Raw genomic sequence first — 4,025 nt, forward strand, 5'->3', positions numbered from 1 at the left:
AGGCCACCGCTGGGACACACTGGACTCCCGCCCGGAAGAACCGGGGAAACCGGCAGAACCCGGGGAAAACGGGGAAAACGAAGGAAACCGGGGAAACCGAAGGAAACCGGAGAACCCGAAGAAGGGAAGTCCGTGTTATTGCTGGACCTTGACGCCGTCGATCCGCGTGAGCGGGCAGCGGCCTTCCGACACGCGCTGACCCATGAGTCGGTCCCCAACGACATCGTCCACGAGGGATCGGGGCCGGACCTCCGCGCCCGTATGGAGAGCTGGCGGATCGGCACGGTGACCTGCTTCTCCACCCACAACTCCGGATTCGCCGTGCACCGCACCGCCGAGCATGTGCGCCGGCACCGGAGCCAGCCGGTGGTCTCCGTGTCGATGCAGACCGCCGGTGTCGGCCGGGCCGAGGCCGGCGGTGAACGGTGGCTGCTCGGCCCGGACGACCTGTGTGTGTTCCACGAGTTGACCCCCCGGGTGTATGGATGGTCCGGCACGGGCGCCAGTCAGGCGGTCCTCTTCGACGTGGACCGGCTCGGCCTGCCGGTCGAGGCGGTGCTGAAGGCGTCGCTCCGGCTGCGCGCCAGCCCGTTGCACGATCTGGTCCTGCGCCATCTGCGCGACCTCTTCCGGGACCCCGGACCGCTCGAAGAGGACCCCGGCGCCGCCGCCCTCGCGAACGCCACCACGGAGCTGGTCCGCTCCCTGCTGCTGTCCGCCGTCCACGACGAACGGACGCCTCCGGTCCGGGCCGTGATGGACGACACCCTGGTCACCCGGGTGATGTCCGCCGTGCGGACCCGTCTCACCGATCCCGCGCTGACCCCGGCGCGGATCGCGGCCGAGCACGCCGTGTCGCTGCGCCATCTGTACGGGGTCCTCGGCCGCGCGGGCATCGGCCTCGAACAGTGGATCATCACCGAACGGCTCTCCCTCGCCCGGCGGATGCTCGTCTCCGACGTCCACCGCCATCTGCCCATCGCGTCGGTCGCCGCCCGCTGCGGTTTCCTCAGCCCCAGCCATTTCAGCCGCAGATTCCGCGCCGCGTACGGGGTGACTCCCCGGGAGTGGCGGAACGGGAGGGACGGGACGGGCGAGCCGGGCCGACCGGGGAACGGGACGGACGAGCCGGGGCCGACCGGGGAGCGGACGCCGCCGGGCGGGCGGTGAGCGGTCCGGACCAGCCCCGTCCCCAGGGGCCCGGCCGGGAAATATAGAGGAGGCATAAGGCGCGGCTGGAGCATGGCGGTGCGTCGCCGACGGTCCGGGCCTGTGTGCTCCGGACCGGGCGGTCCGCTCAGGACACGACCCAGCCGGTCAGGGGAATCACGAATGACGAACGAGCGCGACGAGCGCACTTCCACCATGCCCATGGTCATCGACTTGGACGGCGCGGGCAGCCTGGACGCCTGGGTGGCCGCCGCGCCCGGCTGGGTCGACTCCCTGGTCGAGCACGGGGCGGTGATCTTCCGGAACGCCGGGGTGGGGAGCGTCGGGGACTTCGACCACGCGGTGTCCCTCCTGGTCCGTCCGGACACGGAGTTCGGGGAGGAGTCCTCGCCCCGGACCGCGCTGAGCGCGAAGGTGTTCACCTCGACGGAGTATCCGGCACCGTTCCCGATCCAGTTCCACAATGAGTTCTCCTACCGCCGCGCGATGCCGGAGTGCCTGGTGTTCGCCTGTCTGAACGCGCCGGAGACGGGGGGCAGCACCCCCATCGCCGACGGCCGGGCCATGCTGCGGGCCCTTCCGGACGAGGTCGTGGACCGGTTCGCGGGCGGAGTGCGCTATGTGCGCAACTTCTGCGGCCTGGGGGTCCCCTGGCCGAGCGCGTTCGGTACGGATTCCCGTGCCGAGGTGGACGCGTACTGCGCGGCGAACGGTGTCGGTGCCCGCTGGAGCGACAAGGGGCTGCACACCTGGCAGGACGCGCCCGCCGTGCGGACCCACCCGGTGTCGGGCGAGCGGACGTGGTGCAACAGCGCGCTGAATCTGAATGTGCGGGGCACCGAGCCCGCGGAGGTGCACGAGGCGCTGCTCGCCGTCGAGCCGGAGCTGCGTCCCAACGACACCTTCTTCGCGGACGGCTCGGAGATCGGCCCGGAGGACATCGCCGCCCTGCGCGCCGCGTACGAGGAGGTCGCCTACCGGCACCCCTGGGGCACCGGCGATGTGATGATCATCGACAACGCCCTGATGTCGCATGCCAGGGACCCGTTCACCGGCCCCCGACGGGTGGTCGTGGGCATGGGCGCGCGCACGGCCTGACGGTATGGCCGCCCCGCTCCGCCCGCTCCGCCCGCTCCGCCCGCTCCGTCCGCCCCGCCGCGCCTGCCCGTTCCCGGGTCGCGCGAAGCCGATGTACCGATTGGAAAGGGAACTTCACCGATGACCGATCACAGGTCATGGACCCCGTGGGAGATCACACCGGGGGACGTGGGAGTCGATGCCGGCGCCGAGGGGCTCCTCCGCCATCTCGACCGGCCGGACAGCGACCTCAGGGAGCTGCTCACCCGGAAGAAGGCCCTGGTGTTCCGGGGTTTCGGCCTGGAGGGCGCCGGGCTGGACCCGGTGCTCGACCGGCTGCTTCCGCGTCGGCTCGCCTACGTCAACGGCAACTCTCCGCGGACCAAGGTCGGCTCCAACGTCTACACCTCCACCGAGTACCCCGCCGAGTACGTCATCTCGATGCACAACGAGCTTTCCTACGCGGCGAAGTGGCCCACCCGGCTCGCGTTCTTCTGTGAGATCGCGGCCGAGACGGGCGGCGCCACTCCGCTGGTGGACAGCGCGCTCTGGCTGGAGTCCCTCGACGACGAGGTGCGGGACGCCTTCGCGGGGGGCGTCCGCTACACCCAGAATCTGCACGGCGGCAGGGGGCTGGGCAAGAGCTGGCAGGCCACGTTCGAGACCGAGGACCGCGAGGAGGTCAACGCCTACCTCGGCGGGTCCGGGGCCGAGTGGACCTGGTTCCCCGACGGCACGCTCCGCGTCAGCACGGTACGGCCCGCCACCCTGCGGCACCCGGACACCGGTACGGAGGTCTGGTTCAACCAGTCCGACCAGTGGCACCCGGCGGCCCTCGGGGACGAGACCGCGAAGGCGCTGGCGCAGATCATGCCGCCGGAGGAGCTGCCGCAGTCGGTCACGTTCGCCGATGGATCGCCCATCCCGGACGCGTATGTGGTCCAGGTGCGCGACCGGGGTCTGGAGAACGCGGTGGACGTCGACTGGCGCGTGGGCGATCTCCTGCTCATCGACAACATCCTGGTCGCGCACGGCCGCCGGGCCTTCACCGGCTCACGGCGGGTGCTCGTGGCCATGACCGACTGAGCACCGGCTGTCCCCACGTTCCGGTACGCCGCGATCCCGTACGCCGCATTCCGGTACGTCGCGATCCCGTACTCCGCGTTCCAGTGCACCGCGTTGCGGTATGCCGCTCCGCGAAGGCACCGGCCCGGCAGCCGGGCCGGTGCGCGGAGTACCGCGCGGCCGAGGCCGTTCAGCGGCGTATAGGCCGCTCATAGCTCCCTGATGGCCGGAGGGCACAGGCTGACGCGCACACGGTCGCGCGCCCGTCCCGGACCGGACCGGACCGTCCCACCCGTTCCGCCCGTGGTCAGGTCACGGGCGGACCGGCCGGACGCGCGGCACCCGCCGTCGGCACCGCCCGCCCGTCACCACCCTCGTCACCCATCACTCATCACCCATCACCCGTCGCCGTCGCCCGACCGGGCGGCGCACCCACCCATGGAGAACGCAGTGAGCGAGCAGCAGCCCGTCGAGACCTACCGCGTCGTCCTCAACGACGAGGAGCAGTACTCGATCTGGTGGACCGACCGCGACCTCCCCGCCGGATGGCGCGAGGAGGGCACCTCGGGCACCCGCGAGGAGTGCCTGGCCCACATCGACCAGGTGTGGACCGATATGCGCCCGGCCAGCCTGCGCCGTCGCATGGAGGAGCAGGCAGCCGCCTGACCTCCCTCTTCTCATCCGTTCACGACCAGCCACCAAGAGGAGCGCAC

At 71.3% G+C, this 4,025-nt stretch carries 4 protein-coding genes; all 4 read left to right on the forward strand.

What is annotated here, in order from left to right:
* The first annotated feature begins 132 nt into the window (after positions 1-132).
* The 4 genes from CRV15_RS04760 to CRV15_RS04775 all read left to right on the forward strand — a co-directional run bounded on the left by CRV15_RS04760 (position 133) and on the right by CRV15_RS04775 (position 3,978).
* A complete protein-coding gene (locus CRV15_RS04760) occupies positions 133-1,170 on the forward strand; it encodes an AraC family transcriptional regulator (RefSeq protein ID WP_003962148.1) in 1,038 nt (345 codons plus the stop codon).
* A gap of 162 nt (positions 1,171-1,332) precedes the next feature.
* Positions 1,333-2,268, forward strand: a complete 936-nt coding sequence (locus tag CRV15_RS04765) for a TauD/TfdA family dioxygenase (RefSeq protein ID WP_009997773.1) — start codon at positions 1,333-1,335, stop codon at positions 2,266-2,268.
* A gap of 120 nt (positions 2,269-2,388) precedes the next feature.
* Positions 2,389-3,333 carry a TauD/TfdA family dioxygenase gene (locus tag CRV15_RS04770; RefSeq protein WP_003962147.1) on the forward strand — a complete coding sequence of 315 codons (945 nt, stop codon included), beginning with the start codon at positions 2,389-2,391 and terminating at the stop codon, positions 3,331-3,333.
* A gap of 417 nt (positions 3,334-3,750) precedes the next feature.
* Positions 3,751-3,978 (forward strand): MbtH family protein, encoded by a 228-nt coding sequence (locus CRV15_RS04775; protein WP_044955797.1) that lies wholly within the window; start codon positions 3,751-3,753, stop codon positions 3,976-3,978.
* Positions 3,979-4,025 lie beyond the last annotated feature (47 nt).

This window comes from Streptomyces clavuligerus, from assembly GCF_005519465.1.
Lineage (GTDB): Bacteria > Actinomycetota > Actinomycetes > Streptomycetales > Streptomycetaceae > Streptomyces > Streptomyces clavuligerus.